Origin of the sequence: Actinomadura rayongensis (assembly GCF_009831215.1) — a bacterium.
GTDB classification, from domain to species: domain Bacteria; phylum Actinomycetota; class Actinomycetes; order Streptosporangiales; family Streptosporangiaceae; genus Spirillospora; species Spirillospora rayongensis.
This window is the reverse complement of sequence record NZ_WUTW01000006.1, coordinates 1-14,491: the sequence shown is the minus strand read 5'-3', so window position 1 is coordinate 14,491 and position 14,491 is coordinate 1. Positions and strand designations below refer to the sequence as shown.

Annotated in this window: 12 protein-coding genes and 1 rRNA gene; 3 read left to right on the top strand and 10 right to left on the bottom strand. The window is 73.2% G+C overall.

Annotated features, from left to right (window positions below; all coding sequences use genetic code 11):
- Positions 1 to 10: 10 nt before the first annotated feature.
- Both GQ466_RS23835 and GQ466_RS23830 read left to right on the top strand, forming a co-directional pair.
- Complete coding sequence (locus GQ466_RS23835; RefSeq protein ID WP_161105262.1) at positions 11 to 1,072, top strand: enolase C-terminal domain-like protein; 1,062 nt, start codon at positions 11 to 13, stop codon at positions 1,070 to 1,072.
- The gene (locus GQ466_RS23830; RefSeq protein ID WP_161105261.1) at positions 1,069 to 1,632 is read left to right on the top strand and encodes an AAA family ATPase; all 564 of its coding nucleotides are present in this window, start codon (positions 1,069 to 1,071) and stop codon (positions 1,630 to 1,632) included. The genes GQ466_RS23835 and GQ466_RS23830 overlap by 4 nt, the downstream gene beginning before the upstream one ends.
- Before the next feature lie 33 nt (positions 1,633 to 1,665).
- Here the strand turns inward: GQ466_RS23830 and GQ466_RS23825 are convergent, their stop codons facing one another.
- From GQ466_RS23825 to GQ466_RS23795, 7 genes are all read right to left on the bottom strand, one after another.
- Positions 1,666 to 3,480 (bottom strand): choline/carnitine O-acyltransferase, encoded by a 1,815-nt coding sequence (locus GQ466_RS23825; protein WP_161105260.1) that lies wholly within the window; start codon positions 3,478 to 3,480, stop codon positions 1,666 to 1,668.
- On the bottom strand, positions 3,467 to 4,375 hold the full coding sequence (locus tag GQ466_RS23820) for a class I SAM-dependent methyltransferase (RefSeq protein ID WP_161105259.1): 909 nt from the start codon (positions 4,373 to 4,375) through the stop codon (positions 3,467 to 3,469). Before GQ466_RS23820 ends, GQ466_RS23825 begins: the two co-directional genes overlap by 14 nt.
- A 69-nt stretch (positions 4,376 to 4,444) precedes the next feature.
- The gene (locus GQ466_RS23815; protein WP_161105258.1) at positions 4,445 to 5,314 is read right to left on the bottom strand and encodes a HalD/BesD family halogenase; all 870 of its coding nucleotides are present in this window, start codon (positions 5,312 to 5,314) and stop codon (positions 4,445 to 4,447) included.
- Positions 5,315 to 5,604: 290 nt separating this feature from the next.
- Entirely contained in the window at positions 5,605 to 6,759 is a 1,155-nt protein-coding gene (locus GQ466_RS23810; RefSeq protein ID WP_161105257.1) for an acyl-CoA dehydrogenase family protein, read from the bottom strand.
- A complete protein-coding gene (locus GQ466_RS23805; RefSeq protein ID WP_161105256.1) occupies positions 6,756 to 8,723 on the bottom strand; it encodes an acetyl/propionyl/methylcrotonyl-CoA carboxylase subunit alpha in 1,968 nt (655 codons plus the stop codon). The genes GQ466_RS23810 and GQ466_RS23805 overlap by 4 nt, the downstream gene beginning before the upstream one ends.
- Positions 8,724 to 8,727: 4 nt before the next feature.
- Entirely contained in the window at positions 8,728 to 10,320 is a 1,593-nt protein-coding gene (locus GQ466_RS23800) for an acyl-CoA carboxylase subunit beta (protein WP_161105255.1), read from the bottom strand.
- Complete coding sequence (locus tag GQ466_RS23795; RefSeq protein ID WP_161105254.1) at positions 10,317 to 12,365, bottom strand: acyclic terpene utilization AtuA family protein; 2,049 nt, start codon at positions 12,363 to 12,365, stop codon at positions 10,317 to 10,319. Before GQ466_RS23795 ends, GQ466_RS23800 begins: the two co-directional genes overlap by 4 nt.
- Before the next feature lie 101 nt (positions 12,366 to 12,466).
- Between GQ466_RS23795 and GQ466_RS23790 the strand changes: the two genes are divergently transcribed.
- Positions 12,467 to 13,081, top strand: a complete 615-nt coding sequence (locus GQ466_RS23790) for a TetR/AcrR family transcriptional regulator (RefSeq protein WP_161105491.1) — start codon at positions 12,467 to 12,469, stop codon at positions 13,079 to 13,081.
- A 72-nt stretch (positions 13,082 to 13,153) separates the two neighbouring features.
- On the opposite strand, the gene GQ466_RS23785 is transcribed toward GQ466_RS23790, so the two are convergent.
- From GQ466_RS23785 to rrf, 3 genes are all read right to left on the bottom strand, one after another.
- Positions 13,154 to 13,570: a VOC family protein gene (locus GQ466_RS23785; protein ID WP_161105253.1), complete on the bottom strand. Its 417-nt coding sequence runs from the start codon at positions 13,568 to 13,570 to the stop codon at positions 13,154 to 13,156.
- Positions 13,571 to 13,580: 10 nt separating this feature from the next.
- Complete coding sequence (locus tag GQ466_RS23780) at positions 13,581 to 13,955, bottom strand: helix-turn-helix transcriptional regulator (protein ID WP_202421063.1); 375 nt, start codon at positions 13,953 to 13,955, stop codon at positions 13,581 to 13,583.
- Between the two features lie 460 nt (positions 13,956 to 14,415).
- Positions 14,416 to 14,491, bottom strand: a 5S ribosomal RNA gene (rrf, locus tag GQ466_RS23775); the annotation flags it as partial.

The following is a 14,491-nucleotide window of genomic DNA, read 5'->3' as shown; positions in this document are numbered from 1 at the left end:
ACGTGTTCGGGTGCCCCAGATCGTGGGCTGTGACGCCTTCCGGGTGCGGATGCCGCACGGACGGCGGCCGGAGAGCATCCTCGTCCGGCTCGCGGGCGGTGACGGCTCGGTGGGCTGGGGCGAGGTCGCGCCGGGCGCCGATCCGGCGCTCGCGGGCGGCGCGTGGGCGGATCTGGAGGAACGGCTCGGCCCGGCGCTGCTGGGGCTGGACTGGGACCGTCCCGAGGACGTCTCGGCGGCGGCGGAGCTGGGCGGGCGCAGCGCGGCGGCGGCCGTGGACGTCGCCTGCTGGGACCTGTGGTGCCGCAACCGGGGCCTGCCGCTGGCGCACGCGCTCGGCGGGACGCGCACGTCGATCGTGACGGGCGCGCGGATCGCCGTCGACGGCGCTCCCGACGCGCTGCCCGCCCTCGTGAACCGGACGGTCGGCGCGGGCCACACGCGGGTGACGCTGGACGTGCGGCCGGGCCGGGACGTGGAGCGCGTCCGGGCCGTCCGGGCGGCGTTCCCGGCGCTCGCGATCGTCGCGGACGCGGGCAACGCCTACACCGAGGACGCGGCGCACCTGGCGGCCCTGGAGGCGCTGGACGCCTACGGCCCGCTGGCGATCGCGCACCCGTTCCCGGCGGACGACCTGGCCGCCCACGCGCGGCTGCAGCGGCGGGTGGACGCGGCGGTGGCCCCGGCGGTGCGCGACGTGGAGGGCCTGGACGCGGCGATCACGCTCGGCGCGGGCCGCGCCCTGGACCTGCGCTACGACCGGCTGGGCGGGCTGACGGCGGCGCGCGCAGCGCACGACCGCGCGTACGCGGCGGGCTGGGACGTGTGGTGCACGGGCGTCGGCGTGTTCGGCGTGGGGCAGGCGGCGGCGGTGGCGCTGGCGGCGCTGCCGGGCTGCACGCTGCCGAGCGGGGTGACCGACCCGGCGGGCGGCCCGGTGTTCGTGACGCCCCCGGTGCGGTCGGCGGGCGGCGTCGTGGGAGTGCCGCTCACGCAGCCGGGCCTCGGCCACGCGATCGACGAGGAGCGGATCCGCAAGCTCGCCACCCGCCGCATGCGGCTGCCCGCGTGAGCGGGACCGTGTGGGTGGTGGCGGGGCCGCCGGGCGCGGGCAAGTCGACGGTGTGCGGGCTGCTGCTGGAGCGGCTGCGGCCCGTCCCGGCGCTGCTGGACAAGGACACGCTGTTCGGCCCGTTCGTCGCGGCGACGCTGGCCGCGCACGGCCGCGATCCGGGCGAGCGCGAGGGCCCCTGGTACGACGAGCACGTGAAGGCCCACGAGTACGCGGGGCTGACGGCGGCGGCGCGGGAGGTCCGCGCGGCGGGCTGCCCGGTGCTGCTGAGCGGCCCGTTCACCGGGCAGATCCGGGACCCGGAGCGGTGGGCGGCGTGGACGGACGCGCTCGGCGGCCCGGACGTCCGCCTGGTGTGGATCCGCTCGGACGCCGCGACGCTGCGGCACCGGCTTCTCGCCCGCAACTCGCCCCGCGACGCGGGCAAGCTGGCGGCCTTCGGGGCGTTCGTCGAGCGGATGCGCCCGGACGAGCCGCCGCCCGTCCCGCACGACGCGATCGACAACCGGCTGACCGCGTCCGCGTCCCTGGCCGCTCAGGTCGCGGCGCTGGCGGGCTGAGGACCCGCGGGACGTCCCGCGGGCCCGGGCGCGTCAGCCGCCGGCGAGCAGGTCGCGCAGTTCGGCGACCGCGGCGCGCAGGTGCCCGGCGAAGGACTCCATCGCGTCCGCGACCGTGCGCGGCGTGCTCAGGTACACGTTGAACCGGTCGGGCAGCAGCACGTACGCGACGCCGATGCACTGCGGGCTGGTGGAGCCGAATCCGAAGTACTTGACGTTGACCGACGGCGCGGAGCTGGTGCTGAGGTAGTCGTCGCGCATGATCCGCCAGCCGGGCGAGGAGTACAGCGCGGGCGCCTCGGTGACGCCGAGTTCCGCGCCGCGCCGCTCGGCGATGAGCTGCAGCTCCCACAGGTGCTGCTCGGGGGCGCGGCCGGCCTGGCAGTCCTTGGCGCGCGCGACGTGGGCCTCGGCGGCGGCGCGCAGCGCGGCGCGGCGCTCGTCGGCGGTGGCGGCGGGGTCGTTCTGGGTCCGGACGAACGCCAGCACCTCGGGCGTGACGACGCGCATGGCCTCGGTGCGTCCCCGGTTGTACTGGCGGGTGGCGATGGACTCGTAAGTCGCGCCGACACGACCCTTGGCGCGCTGGTGGGCGAGCTGGTAGGCCATCTGGACGAACGCGTCCGGCGAGATCCCGAGCTTCTTGGCGTCGTTGGCGCCGAAATCGTCGAACGCGACGGTCTCGGTGGCGGTCGCGGCCGCATAGTCGGCGAACGCGACGGCGGCGGCGTGGACGTCGGCGCGCAGCGCGTCGTCCAGGACGAACCGGACGGGCTCGATCGCCGGGGTGCCCTGCGGCCGGGCGCCGGAGCTGCGGGCGTGGTCCTCGGTGGAGGTGTTCATCATGTCGTCGACGAAGCTGAGCACGGTGGTGCCGTCGAGCCCGCAGTGCTCGATGTTGATCCCGGCGGACCCGTCGGCGAACACGATCAGCGAGACGGCCTTGTCGAACCAGCGGTTGCCGCTGTCGCCGTGCAGCAGGTGGTCGGTCGCCTCGTGGTCGTCCTTGGGAGTGACGTCGTCCAGGCAGACGCAGAACAGCGCGGTCTCGATCGTGTCCAGGGCCTGCGCGTTGGCCGGGTCGAGCGCGAGCAGCGCGGCGCGGGACGCGGCCCACTCGGCGCGGGCCTTGGTGGTGAGGTGGCCGGGCGCGGTCCCGGCAGCGGCGCGGGCGGCACCCTCCGCGCGGACGGCGCGGAGCCCGTCCGCGAGGTCGGCGGGGCTGTGCGGGACGCCGTCGGGGCCGATGACGTCCATCCGGAACGCGTTGGCGCGGTGGAACACGATGATGTGCCGCGCGTCGGACGGGCCGGGCCACGCGTCGGTGTACGGCACGCGGACGGTGTCCTGCTTCTCCCCCGGGATCCGGGTGGCGGAGAACAGGTACTTGTTCTGCTCCATCGACAGGGGGCGTCCGCGCTGCGCGACCGGCGGGACGCTCTCGGTGTCGAGCCGCAGCTTGTAGTCGACGGCCGCCGTGATGAGGGCGGCGGCGCGCTCCTCCTGGGTGAGGTCGGCGTCCTGGAAGAGGAAGACGAAGTTGGCGTTCAGGGCGATGCGGTCCCGGCGGCCGAGGTAGCGGTAGGGCCAGAAGGTGTCGAGCCAGCTGTGGACGCCTTCACTCCGGTCGTACTCCTCCAGCGCGGCGTGCAGGACGCGGCCCGCGCCGCCGTCGGCGAGCAGCTCGTCGACGGCCGCGCGGGTCTCCTCCAGTTCCGCCGGGGTCAGCAGCGGCGCGCTCCAGGCGAGGAACCGTTCGCAGGTGTCCTCCAGCGTGGGCAGCGGGACGCGCGGCAGGGCGTCCTCGTTGCCGAAGGTGCGGGCGGAGGGTTCGTCAGTCGTGTTCACGTCGTTCCTTGGTGTGGGGGATTGCGGCGGTGCCGCCCGTCGCGGCGCTGCTCGCGGGCGCGAGGTCGATGATGGCGCGGCCGGCCGCGTCCCGGGGCCGCGACACGAAGAGGCGGGCGTAGAACCAGCCCTCGGTCTCGCGTCCCGCGGGGTCGACGCCCTCGGCGCGGAGCGTGTCGAGCACGTCGGCCCGCTCGTCCGGCGTCGCGAAGCGGCGCTGCGGGAACAGCCGCTCGTAGCGGGTGGTGGTGTAGCCGGCGCTGTCGAGGACGTCCTCGACGGAGTCGAACGGGAACATGCGCAGGACGAAGTGGGCCATCCAGGGGCGCCGTCCGTCCTGGGCCTCGATGACGCGCGCGAGGGTGCGCTCGGTGACGTACCCGACGCAGCCGGTGGAGACGACGAGGTCGGCGCGCGACAGGCGGGCGCGCTGCATCGGCGTCGGGTCGTTCTCCTCCAGGTCGGCGTGGACGGCGTCGTCGAGGAACCCGGCGGCGAGCGCGTAGGCCAGGGCCTCCCCGGACGCGTCCAGGCCGGTGAACCGGACGCCGGGGTCGCGGCGGGAGCGGACGAGCGCGCGGTCGCGGTCCAGGAGGGCGACGCGGTCCAGCGCGGCGGCGTCGGGTCCGGCGTAGCGGTCGTAGAGGTCGTCCATCGTGGCGCCGCATTTCATCAGCGCGGCGTTGATCCCGTACGAGGAGCCGATGTCGAGAACGGTGGGCAGGGGGGTTCCCGTCACCGTTTTGTATTCGTCCACGAGGGCCCGGAAGAACGGCTGGGCCTGCTGCGGGATCTGGTATTCGAGCCGACGGAGCGTGGTGAAGTAATCGCGCGGGTCAGGCTGGGTGTAAATGTGGTCGAGCGAGATCTTTCCGGTGGCGGTGCTGGACTGCACGAAGGGTCCTTCCGGGAGGGGACGGGGCGGGCGGGGGCCGGCGGGGGCGCCGGTCCCCGGGGAGCCGCCCTAGTCCAGGAGCGCGTCGACCCGGACGGCGCGGCCCTCGGCGGCGAGGTGCTCGGGCAGGACGCGGCCGAACAGCTGGCGGGTGCGGGCGACGCTGCCCATCACGCCGGGGCGCTCGCTGTAGGCGAAGATCGCCGAGTGCCGGGCGGTGCGGCCGGCGACGGGGCTGACGCGGTGCAGGGAGTAGCGGCCCTTGAAGAGCTGCAGGTCGCCGGGGCGCAGCGCGAGCCGCCGGACGAGCCGGCCGCCGCGCCCGGTGAGGACGGCGCGGACGTCGTCGAAGTTCTCGTCGGCCGCGCTGCGGATGCCGGGGCAGTACTCGAAGACGCCGCCCTCGTCGGCCTCCTGGGTGAGCATGCTCACGGTGAACTCGTTGGTGTCGAAGTGCCAGGGGTGCTCCATGCCGGGCGCGACGACGTTGAGGCACAGGCCCGCGAGGGGGTCGCCCAGCTCGTGGACGCGGGGCAGCCCGAAGCATTCGGCGACGAAGCGCTGGAATCCGGCGTCGGTGTAGAGCCGGTGGACGATGTGCTCGGCGGGGATGCGGTCGCGGGGGACGAAGGCGTTGCCGCGTTCTACGGTGATGCGTCCCGGGTGGCCGTCGGGGAGCGGGGTCGCGAGGTCGATGTTGTAGGCGTTGACGGTCTCGACGTCGTAGTGGGCGTGCGGGGCGATGGCGGCGCCCTCGGCCCGGAGCGCGTCCAGGCCGGCGGGGCGGACGAAGTCGGGCAGGACGCTGCAGCCGGTCTCGCGCAGTTCTTTCCGGGTGCGGGCGACAATGGAATTCCAGGCGGGCCCGCCGGGTTCTTCGAGGGGATAACGATCGGTGTCGACGACCTGCCCGATGGTCGGGACTTCCACGGTGCTCATGAAGATCCTCTCCGCGCGGGCACGGGCGATCGGGCGGTACGGGGCGCTTCCCGTCCGCCGTCTTGTGCCTTCCCGCGAACCTCAGACGGGTTTTAGCACATGCAATGCCTCAATTCAGGCGAGGTTTTAGCCGGTTTCTTGGCAGGCAGGTTCATGAGTCGCCGTTGACCTGTGGTTTTGGATGCCCGGTTTCGTGGCGCATCTCACACCCGAACGGGCTTCTGTGGCCCATCTCACGGCGACGGGCCGCTCCCCCGGGTGCGGGGAGGCGGCCCGTCGGCGTCGGCGGCTCAGTAGGACTTGGGGAGCCCGAGGGTGTGCTGCGCGACGAAGTTGAGGATCATCTCGCGGCTGACCGGCGCGATGCGCATGAGCCGGACGACGCCGGCGAGCATCCCGACGCCGTACTCGCTGGTGAGGCCGTTGCCGCCGTGGACCTGGATGGCGGTGTCGACGGCGTGGACGGCGGCCTCGGCGGTCGCGTACTTGGCCATGTTGGCGGCCTCGCCGGCGCCGAGGTCGTCGCCCGCGTCGTAGAGCGCGGCGGCCTTCTGCGCCATGAGCCGGGCCACCTCGATCTCGATCTTGGCGGCGGCAAGCGGGTGGGCGAGGCCCTGGTGCGCGCCGATGGGCGTCTTGAAGACCTGCCGCTCCTTGGCGTAGCCGGTGGCCTTGCCGAGGGCGAGGCGGCCGATGCCCGCGCCCATCGCCGACGCCATGATCCGCTCGGGGTTGAGGCCCGCGAAGAGTTGCAGGAGGCCGCCGTCCTCGTCGCCGACGAGCGCGTCGTAGGGCAGCCGGACGTCGTCGAGGTGGCAGACGAACTGCTTCTCCGGCGAGACGATCTCCATCTCGATGGGCGTCCAGGTGAAGCCCGGCGTGTCGGTGGGGACGATGAACAGCGAGGGCCGCAGGTTGCCCTTCTGGTCGGAGCTGCGGCTGACGAACAGGACGGCGTCGGACTCGTCCACGCCGGAGATGAACGTCTTCTGCCCGCTCAGGACCCAGCCGTCGCCGTCGCGGCGGGCGGTCGTGGTGATGCGGTGGGAGTTGGACCCGGCGTCGGGCTCGGTGATCGCGAACGCCATCTTGACCGAGCCGTCGGCGAAGCGGGGCAGCCAGTGCTTCTTCTGGTCCTCGGTGCCGGACCGCGCGATGATCGTCGCGCAGATCGCGGGCGAGACGACCATGAGCAGCAGCGGGCAGCCCGCGGCGGCCAGTTCCTCGCAGACGGCGGCGAGGTCGCCGATGCCGCCGCCCCCGCCCCCGTACTCGGCGGGGACGTTCACGCCGAGGTAGCCGAGCCGTCCGGCCTCCCGCCACAGCTCGTCGGTCTTCTCCCCGGCCCGCGCCTTCCGGATGAAGTAGTCGGGGCCGTACTTGGCGCCGAGGTCGGCGACGGCGGCGCGCAGGGCCTGCCGCTCCTCGGATTCGGTGTAGTTCACGCGGGGGTCCTTTCGGGGGGTGCGGCGATGACGGCGAGGACGGCTCCGGCCTCGACCTGCTGCCCGGCGCGGACGTCGAGGACGGCGACGGTGCCGGCGGCGGGGGCGGTGATGCGGTGCTCCATCTTCATGGCCTCCAGGACGACGAGGGTCTGGCCCTCGGCGACGTCGGCCCCGGCGGCGGTCTCGACGCGGACGACCGTGCCGGGCATGGGGGCGAGGAGGGAGCCGGGCGCGACGAGGTCGGCGGGGTCGGCGAAGCGCGGGACGGCGCGCAGCGCGACGGGCCCGAGCGGGGAGTCGACGTCCACGCGGTCCCCGGCGGCGGCGACGGCGAAGCGGTGCCGGACGCCGCCCGCGTCGAGGACGACCTCGTCCGGCGTCGCGGACACGAGGTCGGCGTCGTGGCCGTGGAGGCCGTCGCGGGTGAGGCGGTACTCGACGTCGATCGTCGCGCCGTCCGGGGTCTCGTAGGTCTTGCGCTGCGGCTGGGACGGGACGTTGCGCCACCCGGACGGCAGCCCGCCGAGGACGCGCGCGGCGGCGCGGTTGGCGGCGGCGTCGGCGAGGGCGGCGGCGAGCGCGGACAGGGCGACGGCGTCCGGTCCGGCGAGCGGCGCGGCGAGGGTGCCGAGTCCGACGGCGTCCAGGTAGCCGGTGTGGGTGTCCCCGGCGAGGAACGCGGGCTCGCGCAGGATGGTGGCGAGCAGGTCGCGGTTGGTGGTGACGCCGTGCAGGCGCGCGCCGGTGAGCGCGGCCCGGAGGCGGCGCGCGGCGGCGGCGCGGGTGGGCGCCCACGCGATGACCTTGGCGAGCATCGGGTCGTAGTGGACGCCGACGGTGTCCCCGGCCGCCACGCCGCTGTCGAGGCGCAGGCCGTGCCCGGCGGGGACGGCGAACTCCGCGTCCACGCCGGGGACGTCGAAGGCGCGCAGGGTGCCGGTGCCGGGCCGCCAGTCGGCGGCGGGGTCCTCGGCGTACAGGCGGACCTCGATGGCGTGGCCGCGCGGGGCGGGCGGTTCGGCGGGGAGCCGGGCGCCCTCGGCGACCTCGATCTGGAGGCGGACGAGGTCGAGCCCGTAGACGCACTCGGTGACGGGGTGCTCGACCTGGAGGCGGGTGTTGATCTCCAGGAAGTAGAACCGTCCGTCGGCGGTCAGCATGAACTCGACGGTCCCGGCGCCGGTGTAGCCGAGGGCGCGGGCGGCGTCCACGGCGGCGCCGCACAGGCGGGCGCGCAGCGCGTCGTCCACGGCGGGCGACGGCGCCTCCTCGACGATCTTCTGGTGGCGGCGCTGGATCGAGCACTCGCGTTCGCCGAGCGCCCAGACCGTCCCGTGCGCGTCGGCGAGGAGTTGCACCTCGATGTGGCGGGCGTTCTCCAGCAGCGGTTCGCAGAAGACGGCGGGGTCGCCGAACGCGGACTCGGCCTCGCGGCGGGCGGCGGCGACCTCGCCGGGCAGGTCGGCGAGGGCGCGGACGACGCGCATGCCGCGTCCGCCGCCGCCCGCCGACGCCTTGACGAGGATCGGGAGGTCGTCCTCGGTGACCGCCGTGGGGTCGAGTTCGGGCAGGACGGGCACGCCCGCCGCGGCCATGAGCTTCTTCGCCTCGATCTTGGAGCCCATCGCGGCGATGGCGGCGGGCGGCGGGCCGATCCAGGTCAGTCCGGCGTCCAGGACGGCCCGCGCGAACGCGGCGTTCTCCGACAGGAAGCCGTAGCCGGGGTGGATCGCGTCCGCGCCGGCGGCCCGGGCGGCGTCGATGATCAGGTCGCCGCGCAGGTAGGTGTCGGCGGGCGCGGCGCCGGGGAGCCGGACGGCGCGGTCGGCCTCGCGGGCGTGCGGCGCGCCCGCGTCGGGGTCGGAGTGGACCGCGACCGTGCCGATGCCGAGGTCGCGGCAGGTGCGGAAGACGCGGCGGGCGATCTCGCCCCGGTTGGCCGCCAGGATTGTCTCGATCATCGGCTCACATCCGGAAGACGCCGAAGCCGTCGGCTCCGCGTACGGGCGCGTTGTGGACGACGGACAGGCACAGGCCGAGGACGGTGCGGGTGTCGCGGGGGTCGATCACACCGTCGTCGTAGAGCCGTCCGGACAGGAAGAAGGGAAGGGACTCGGCCTCGATCTGGGTCTCGACCAGTTCGCGCATGGCGCGGTCCTGGTCCTCGTCGTAGACCTGGCCGCGCGCCTCGGCGGCCTGGCGGGCGACGATGGACAGGACGCCGGCGAGCTGCTGCGGCCCCATGACCGCGGACTTGGCGCTGGGCCAGGTGAACAGGAAGCGGGGGTCGTAGGCCCGTCCGCACATGCCGTAGTTGCCCGCGCCGTAGGACGCGCCCATGACGATCGTGATGTGCGGGACCTTGCTGTTGGCCACCGCGTTGATCATCAGGGCGCCGTGCTTGATGATCCCGGACTGCTCGTACTCCTTGCCGACCATGTAGCCGGTCGTGTTGTGGAGGAAGAGGAGCGGGGTGTCGGTCTGGTTGGCGAGCTGGATGAACTGGGCGGCCTTCTGCGCCTCGTCCCCGAACAGGACGCCCTGGGCGTTGGCGAGGATGCCGATCGGGTAGCCGTGGACGCGGGCCCAGCCGGTGACGAGGCTCGTCCCGTAGAGGGGCTTGAACTCGTCGAACGCGGAGGCGTCGGTGATGCGGGCGATGACCTCGCGGGGGTCGAACGGGACCTTGAGGTCTTCGGGGACGATCCCGGCCAGTTCCTCGGGGTCGTAGCGGGGTGGGACCGTCTCTGCGGGCGTTGGGCCGTGCTTACGGTGGTTGAGGTTGCGGACGATCTGGCGGCCGAGGCGCAGCGCGTCGGGTTCGTCGGCGGCCATGTAGTCGGCGAGGCCGGACGTGCGGGCGTGCATCTCGGCGCCGCCCAGCTCCTCGTCGTCGGACTCCTCGCCGGTCGCCATCTTCACCAGCGGCGGGCCGCCGAGGAACACCTTCGCGCGCTCCTTCACCATCACGACGTGGTCGCACATGCCGGGGATGTAGGCGCCGCCGGCGGTGGAGTTGCCGAAGACGAGCGCGATCGTCGGGATCCCGGCGGCGGACAGGCGGGTGAGGTCGCGGAACATCCGGCCGCCCGGGATGAAGATCTCCTTCTGCGTGGGCAGGTCGGCGCCGCCGGACTCGACCAGGTTGATGACCGGGAGACGGTTCTCCAGGGCGATGTCGGACGCGCGGAAGCTCTTCTTGACCGTCCAGGGGTTGCTGGAGCCGCCGCGGACGGTCGGCTCGTTCGCGACGATCATGCATTCGACGCCCTCGACGACGCCGATGCCGGTGATGACGCTCGCGCCGACCTGGAAGTCGCTGCCCCAGGCGGCGAGGGGGCTGAGTTCGAGGAACGGGGAGTCCTGGTCGAGGAGCAGTTCGATGCGCTCGCGGGCCAGGAGCTTGCCGCGCTTGCGGTGCCGCGTCACGTACTTCTCGCCGCCGCCCGCCAGCGCCTTGGCGTGCTCGGCTTCCAGCTCTTGGATCTTCTGGAGCATCGCGGCGCGGCGGCTCTGGTATTCGGGGCTCTGGGGGTCCAGGGCGCTTTTGAAGGTCATAGAAGTGACTCCGGGATGTCGGCCTGGCGGGCGCGCAGCCATTCGCCCAGGGCCTTGCCCTGGGGGTCGAAGCGGGTGGAGGCGGAGACGCCGTCCTGGAGGATGCCCTCGATGACGAAGTTGAGGGCGCGCAGGTGGGGCAGGGTGTGGCGGGTGACGGTGTGGCGGCGTGTTTCGGGGAGGAGGTCGCGGAGGCGGTCGATGGTGAGGTAGGAGTGGAGCCAGTGCCATTGCGCGTCGGTGCGGGCCCAGACGCCGATGTTGGCGTTGCCGCCCTTGTCGCCGCTGCGGGCGCCGACGATGCGTCCGAGAGGGGCCCGCACGGTGGGGGCTCCTGCAGCGGGAACTCCCCCGGCGGAAGCGGCCACGGCGGCGACGCCTGCGGTGGGAGCGCCTGCGGTGGGAGCGCCTGCGGTGGGAGCGCCTGCGGTGGGAGCGCCTGCGGTGGGAGCGCCTGCGGTGGGAGCGCCTGCGGTGGGAGCGCCTGCGGTGGGAGCGCCTGCGGTGGGAGCGCCTGCGGTGGCTCGAACGGTGGGAGCGCTTACGCTGGGGGTCTGTGGGTTATCCACAGGATCGGCGGTGGCTTTCGCGGGGGCGTTCTCTCGTTGGACAATGGAAGTGGGGTCGCCCCCCTGGGCGGGCGGGGGCTGATCTGAGGCGGATTCACTTTCCTCCGCAGCGCGCCGCTCGGACCCGTCCGGCGCCTCCGGCAGCGGCGCGGTGACGGACGCGGGCTCGATCGCCACCTCGTCCCCGTCCGGCAGCACGGTGACCTGCCGCACCTCCCCGTTCGGCACGAACGCCGCCGTGTACACGCCGAACGGCGACCCCTTCCCCGGCGGCGACGTCATCGTGAACCCGGGATACCCGGCGAGCGCCAGCTCCACGACCGCGCCGCTGAACGTCCGCCCCACCAGGCCCGGATCGGCGTCCAGGACGGCGCACCGCAGCAGCACGGTCGCCTCGCCCTGCGTGACGGGATCGGACGCCGGGACACCGATCGTCGTCCATTCCATCCGGGCGGGCCTCCGCGCGCCGAACGCCGCGTCGAGCTGCCGCCGCGCCAGCGCGATCTTCGCGTCGACGTCCAGCCCGGTGATCACGAACGTCATCTCGTTGCGGTGCCCGCCGAGATGGTTGAGGCAGACCTTGGTGTCCGGCGGCGGGGGCGCGCCGACCACGCCGCTGATCTCGACGCGGTCCGGCCCGTCCTGCCGCAGCCGGACGGTGTCGAACCGCGTCGTCACGTCCGGCCCGGCGTAGGCGGGCCCGCCGATCTCGTACAGGAGCTGCGCCGTGACGGTCTCGGTCGTCACGGCGCCGCCCGTGCCGGGGTGCTTGGTGATGACGCTGGACCCGTCCGCGCGGACCTCGGCCAGCGGAAAGCCCACCGGCTCCCCCAGCGGGACCTCCGTGAAGAACGCGTAGTTCCCCCCGGTCGCCTGCGCGCCGCACTCGAGGACGTGCCCGGCGACGGTCGCGCCCGCGAGCGCGTCCCAGTCGTCCCGCGCCCACCCGAAGTGCGCGGCGGCCGGCCCGACGACGAGGGACGCGTCGGTCACCCGTCCCGTCACGACCACGTCCGCGCCCGCCTCCAGCGCCGCCGCGATCCCCCACGCGCCGAGGTAGGCGTTCGCGGTGAGCGGCGCGCCATAGACCGGGGACGTCAGGCCGAGGTCGGCGGCGCGCGGCAGCAGGTCGTCCCCCTCGACGTGCGCGATCCGGACGTCGACGCCGAGCCGCGCCGCGATCTCCCGCAGCCGCGCCGCGAGGCCGCGCGGGTTGAGCCCGCCCGCGTTCGTGACGATCCGGACGCCGCGCTCGGCCGCCAGCCCGAGGGACTCCTCCATCTGCCGCAGGAACGTCGTCGCGTATCCGGCGTCCGGGTCCTTCATCCGGCCGCGCCCGAGGATGAGCATGGTCAGCTCGGCGAGATAGTCACCGGTGAGGACGTCGAGCGGGCCGCCGTCCAGCATCTCCCGCACCGCGGAGAACCGGTCGCCGAAGAAGCCGGAGGCGTTCCCGATCCGCAAGGGTCGCGTCATGGCCCGCAGCCTGCCAGCCCGGCCAGAAAAAATCAATCGTGCATGATTGTTTTCAGTGCCGCCGGTTTGGTTGACTGGTGAACCACCGACCGAAGGACGCGATGACCACCCAGGCGACCCCCCGGCAACCCCGCCAGGACCGCAGCCGCGCGACCCGGCAGCGCCTCCTGGAGGCGGCGATCGAATGCCTCGCCTCGGTCGGGTGGGCGAGCACGACCGTCGCCGTCGTCGCCGAACGCGCCGGGGTCTCGCGCGGGGCCGCGCAGCACCACTTCCGGACGCGGGAAGAACTCGTGACGGCCGCCGTCGAGTACGGCAGCGAGGTGCGCCGGGCACGGATGCGCGAACGCCTCGACACCACGCCGGGCCGACGGCCGACCACGCTGGAGGTCGTCCTCATGCTCGGCGACATGTACACGAGCCCGCTGTTCCGCGCAGCGCTCCAGCTCTGGGTGGCGGCCAGCTCGGACGACCAGCTCCGCGCCAGCGTCGTCCCGCTGGAGGCCCGCGTTGGCCGGGAGGCGCACCGACTGACGGTCGAGGCGCTCGGCGCGGACGAATCCGTGCCCGGCGTCCGGGAAGCCGTGCAGGCGACGCTCGACCTGATGCGCGGCCTCGGCCTGGCCGACCTGCTCACCGACGACTCGGCCCGCCGCGACCGCCTTCTACGCCAATGGGCCAAGACCCTCGACGCAATCCTGACGCCCACACACTGACCACCGGGAGACCATTCCAGCCGACACGCGCGTAGGCCCCGAGCCGCCGCCACTCTTGGCGACGAGTAGGGGCTACCTCTTGAGCGGCTGGTTGAACCGCAGCATGTTCCCGGACGGATCGCGGAACGCACAGTCCCGGACCCCGTACGGCTGGTCGATCGGCTCTTGCAACACCTCACCGCCCGCCGCGCGAATGCGCTCGAACGTCGCGTCGCAGTCGTCCGTCCGGAAGATGACACCGCGCAGCAGGCCCTTGGCCAGCAGCTCCGCCATGACCTCCTTGTCGGCCGGCGAGGAGTTCGGGTGAGCCAGCGGCGGCTCCAGCACGATCTCCACATCGGGCTGGGCCGGAGACCCGACGGTCACCCAGCGCATCCCCTCGAAGCCGACGTCGCTGCGCACCTCGAAGCCCAGGACGTCCCGGTAGAACGCGAGCGCCTTGTCATGGTCGTCCACGGCGATGAAACACTGGGCAAGCTGGATGTCCATGCAGGTCATGCTACGACCGGCCGGTCGGCTTCGCCCCTCCGGACCGGATCGGACGCGTATGAATCTTCGCGATGCAGGCCGGGATCACCGCGCCGTCATCGTGGCTCCGAGACCGATAAGCGCTAGGGCTCTCCCCGACGAGTTCGGTGAACCGCGAGCTGAACGACCCCAGCGACGTACACCCGACCTCGAAACAGACCTCGGTCACCGTCAGATCACCGCGCCGCAGCAGCGCCTTGGCCCGCTCGATCCGACGCGTCATCAGATAGTTGTAGGGCGTCTCGCCGAAGGCGGCCCGGAAGCTACGCGAGAAATGGCCCGGCGACATGAGCGCGGCACGCGCCAGCGCTGGGACGTCCAGTGGCTGGGCGTACTCACGATCCATGAGGTCACGAGCCCGACGCAGGCGGACGAGGTCGTCCAGATTCACACGACCACCATGCCACATCCCAGAGACATCCCACCCCACACCAACCAAAAAGAACCCCAGGTCAGCCCGCGTAACCCACCCACCACCACCGACGCCCCAGCCAGCCCAACCCCACAAAACCCAAGCCCCAAACGACGCCCCTCCCGCCCGGGGGCGGACCGTACACCTCCAGTCTCCCGGCCCGCCGGCCCGCGCCTCAACCCGTCCGCCAACCTGTGGAAAACCCACCTCCAGCGCCGGACCGCGAGTGCCGCACCGCGAGCACAGCCACGGCCCCTGGGAACAGAAAGGGGGTCCCGCCAACTGGCGGGACCCCCAAATGTCCTCGGAAACGCAAAAGGGGCTTCGCCATCGGCGAAGCCCCCAGAAATGCGTTGAGGGCCACCCCTCGCGGGATGGCCCTCAACCACTGTGAGTCCGGCGGTGTCCTACTCTCCCACACAGTCTCCCATGCAGTACCATCGGCGCTGAAAGGCTTAACTTCCGGGTTC

Excerpts from the sequence above, each read along its gene's own strand:
- GQ466_RS23815 (WP_161105258.1), bottom strand. The coding sequence starts at position 5,314 with ATGAGCACCGTGGAAGTCCCGACCATCGGGCAGGTCGTCGACACCGAT.
- GQ466_RS23805 (WP_161105256.1), bottom strand. The coding sequence starts at position 8,723 with ATGATCGAGACAATCCTGGCGGCCAACCGGGGCGAGATCGCCCGCCGC.
- GQ466_RS23800 (WP_161105255.1), bottom strand. The coding sequence starts at position 10,320 with ATGACCTTCAAAAGCGCCCTGGACCCCCAGAGCCCCGAATACCAGAGC.
- GQ466_RS23795 (WP_161105254.1), bottom strand. The coding sequence starts at position 12,365 with ATGACGCGACCCTTGCGGATCGGGAACGCCTCCGGCTTCTTCGGCGAC.
- GQ466_RS23790 (WP_161105491.1), top strand. The coding sequence starts at position 12,467 with ATGACCACCCAGGCGACCCCCCGGCAACCCCGCCAGGACCGCAGCCGC.
- GQ466_RS23785 (WP_161105253.1), bottom strand. The coding sequence starts at position 13,570 with ATGGACATCCAGCTTGCCCAGTGTTTCATCGCCGTGGACGACCATGAC.
- GQ466_RS23780 (WP_202421063.1), bottom strand. The coding sequence starts at position 13,955 with ATGGATCGTGAGTACGCCCAGCCACTGGACGTCCCAGCGCTGGCGCGT.